The organism is Streptomyces sp. NH27 (assembly GCF_056859195.1).
Window position 1 is genome coordinate 1 of sequence record NZ_JACEGK010000691.1, and the last position, 3,415, is coordinate 3,415.

3 protein-coding genes are annotated in these 3,415 nt (G+C 72.0%); 2 read left to right on the forward strand and 1 reads right to left on the reverse strand.

The genetic code is table 11. The features are described 5' to 3' along the window. Positions 1 to 296: 296 nt before the first annotated feature. Together AC13HU_RS34475 and AC13HU_RS34480 are read left to right on the forward strand one after the other, a co-directional pair. Positions 297 to 1,673, forward strand: a complete 1,377-nt coding sequence (locus AC13HU_RS34475) for an FtsW/RodA/SpoVE family cell cycle protein (protein ID WP_483045934.1) — start codon at positions 297 to 299, stop codon at positions 1,671 to 1,673. A gap of 158 nt (positions 1,674 to 1,831) precedes the next feature. Further along, positions 1,832 to 2,773 (forward strand): SURF1 family cytochrome oxidase biogenesis protein, encoded by a 942-nt coding sequence (locus AC13HU_RS34480; protein ID WP_483045935.1) that lies wholly within the window; start codon positions 1,832 to 1,834, stop codon positions 2,771 to 2,773. Here the strand turns inward: AC13HU_RS34480 and yczE are convergent. Continuing rightward, on the reverse strand, positions 2,733 to 3,415 hold a 683-nt coding region (gene yczE, locus AC13HU_RS34485; RefSeq protein ID WP_483045936.1), incomplete at its 5' end, for a membrane protein YczE. The genes AC13HU_RS34480 and yczE overlap by 41 nt on opposite strands.

Below are 3,415 nucleotides of genomic sequence, written 5' to 3' on the forward strand. Positions count from 1 at the left end.
ACCGACTACACCGCCACCCTCACCGCCGCCCCGCTCAGCGCCCGCCTCGGCAACACCTACGACCTCGCGTTGACCTCCACCGGCACCGACTCGGCCTGGTTCTGGTCGCGCAGCGCCCCCGCCACCGCAGGCCGCCCCCACCTCACCCTCACCTTCGGCAAGCCGTGACCCGGTTCCCCGGGTGCGGCCGGGGAACCGTGCGCGACCCCGTCGAGTCCGTGATCATGGAGGTACGACGGGGTGCCGGGCACGACCGCGAGTGCCCGGCAGTTGGGGGCGACACCGGGGACATCACGATGAACTACGCATCAGACGTGCCCAAGCGGCGCAACACCGAGCTGGCGCTGCTGCTGTTCGCGGTCGCGATCCCGGTCTTCGCGTACGTCAACACCGGCCTGGCCGTGCACGGCAAGGTGCCCGCCGGGTTGCTGAGCTACGGTCCGGGCCTCGGACTGCTGGCGGGCCTCGGGCACTTGGTGGTGCGCAGGTTCGCGCCGTACGCGGATCCGCTGCTGCTGCCGATCGCGACGCTGCTCAACGGCCTCGGCCTGGTGCTCATCTGGCGGCTGGACCAGTCGAAGCGGCTGCGGGCCTTTCCCGGTTTCGTGGCGGAAGCACCCCGTCAGCTGCTCTACTCCGCGATGGGGGTGGCGCTGTTCGGCGCGGTGGTGGTGATCCTGAGAGACCACCGCAGGCTCCAGCGGTACACGTACATCTCGATGACGGGCGCGCTGGCGCTGCTGCTCCTGCCGCTGGTGCCCGGGCTCGGGGTCGACGTGTACGGGGCGCGGATCTGGATCTCGCTGTTCGGGTTGAGCTTCCAGCCCGCCGAGTTCGCGAAGATCGTGATCGCGATCTTCTTCGCCGGCTACCTGATGGTGAAACGGGACGCGCTGGCGCTGGCCGACCGCCGCTTCGCCGGAGTGCCGCTGCCGCGCGGCCGGGACCTGGGGCCGATCCTCCTGGTGTGGGCGGTGTCGATCCTGATCCTGGTCTTCGAGACGGACCTCGGCACCTCGCTGCTGTTCTTCGGCCTGTTCGTGGTGATGCTGTACACCGCCACCGAGCGCACCAGCTGGATCGTCGTCGGCCTGCTGATGGCGGCGGGCGGCGCGGTGGGCGTCGACTCGTTCGAGCCGCACGTCCAGCAGCGGGTGCAGGCGTGGCTGCACCCGATGAGCGAGTACCTGAAGAGCCGGCAGGGCCTGGTCGGCCACTCCGAACAGTCCATGCAGGCGCTGTGGGCGTTCGGCTCCGGCGGCCTGATCGGCACCGGTCTGGGGCAGGGCAACTCCGACCTGATCGGCTTCGCCGCGAACTCCGACTTCATCCTGGCCACGGTGGGCGAGGAGCTGGGGCTGGCCGGCGTGGTGGCGTTGCTGCTGCTCTACGCGCTGATCGTCGAGCGCGGCATGCGGACCGCGCTCGCCACCCGCGACCCGTTCGGCAAGCTCCTCGCCGGCGGGCTGTCGGCCGCGTTCGCGCTCCAGGTCTTCGTCGTGGCGGGCGGCGTGATGGGCCTGATCCCGCTGACCGGCATGACGCTGCCCTTCGTCGCGTACGGCGGCTCGTCGGTGGTCGCCAACTGGGCGCTGGTCGGCATCCTGATCCGGATCAGCGACACCGCGCGCCGCCCGGAGGTGTCCGGGGGCGACACCGACGAGCCGGCGTGACCCGCGCCGGCTCTGTGACTCCCGCGATCTCGGCGGCCCCGTCACACCGCTGCCCCCATAACGCCGGTGACCCCCGCGACCTCGGCTTGCGCGGCCGGGCCCGGGCGAGGGTGCACCCGGTGTGCGGGTGGTCGCCGCGCGGGAGGTAACGTCGTTTCGTGCTTCGCGTCGTGCTCACCCGCCGCTGGATCCTGCTGACCGTGCTGTTCGTGGCGCTGATACTGGTCATGGGCCGGTTGGGCCTGTGGCAGTTCCACCGCTACCAGCAGACCAAGCACAGCAACCACCGGATCTCGCTGGCCATGCACGCGAAGCCGGTCCCGATGCAGACCCTGACCCACCCGGGCGCGAAGCTGCCCGGCGCCGACCGGTACCGGCCGGTGACCGCCACCGGGAAGTACGACACCGCGCACCAGTTCGTGGTCAGGCGCCGCACCAACACCAACGGGGACCAGGGCTTCTTCCTGGTCACCCCACTGGTCATCGCCAAGGGCGACGTGGTGCTGGTCAACCGGGGCTGGGTCGCGCCCGCCGACGACACCGCGGCGTTCCCGGCGGTGCCGAAGACGCCCACCGGGACGGTCACTCTCACCGGGCGGCTCCAGCTGGACGAAACCTCCCAAATCAGCGGAATTCGGAACGTCGGCGGCCTCCCGCCCCGCCAGTTCATGCTGATCAACAGCACCGAGCAGGCGAAGAAGCTGTCCGAGCCGGTGCTCAGTGGCTACCTCGAACTGGTCAGGACCAGCCCGCCGCTCACCAAGGGCCAGTCCGCCGAGCAGATTGGCGCGCCGGGCAGCGACAGCGACTCCGGCACCGACATGGCGGTCGTCGGCCAGGGCGTGCACCTGCCCTACGCGATCCAGTGGTGGCTGTTCGCCCTCATGGTCCCGGTCGGCTGGTGGATCCTGCTTCGGCAGGAGCTCAAGGAGCGGCGCCGGAAGGCCGCCGCCCCGGCAGCGGCGGCGCCCCCCGCGCAGCCCGGGGCCCCGGCCCCGGTCACGTCCGAGGGCGAGCCGGGGGCCGGGGCCGAGGCTGGGGCCGAGGCCGAGGCGGGTGTCAAGGCCGACGCCGGGACGGAAGCCGCCACCCGGACCTGACCGGGGTGCCGGGCGCGCCCGGCCCGACGCGGTGGCGGTCCGCGGCCGTCCGGTAGGCGAAGCGCGGCAGCAGGAACTGCGTGATCGGGCCGATCGCGACCGCGTACAGCACGGTGCCCGGCCCGACGCTCCCGCCGAGCAGGACGCCCACGGCGAGGACGGTGACCTCGATCAGGGTGCGGACGAAGCGGATCGAGCGACTGGTGGCGGCCGAGGCGCCGGTCATCAGCCCGTCCCGCGGGCCCGGCCCGAGCCGCGCGCCTACGTAGATCGCGACGGCGAGCCCGTTGAGCAGCACGCCCCCGAGGAGCAGGCCGACCCGGAGCGGGAGCCCGGGGTGCGGGGGCAGCAGGGCGAGGCCGAGGTCGGAGGAGAACGACAGCACCACGATGTTCGCGATCGTGCCGAAGGTCGGCCGCTGCCTGAGCGGTATCCACAGCAGCAGCACGACCGCCCCGACCAGTCCGTTGACCGTGCCGAAGCTCAGCGAGCTGTGCCGCTGCACCCCCTCGTACAGCACGCTCCACGGATTGACGCCGAGCGAGGCCCGGACCATGGCGGACAGGCCGAACCCGTACAGGGCCAGGCCGATCAGCAGTTGGGGCAGGCGGCGGCAGGGGTCGTGGCGGAGGGGGAGGTAGC

Coding starts and splice junctions, on each gene's coding strand:
- AC13HU_RS34475 (WP_483045934.1), top strand. CDS start 297: ATGAACTACGCATCAGACGTGCCCAAGCGGCGCAACACCGAGCTGGCG.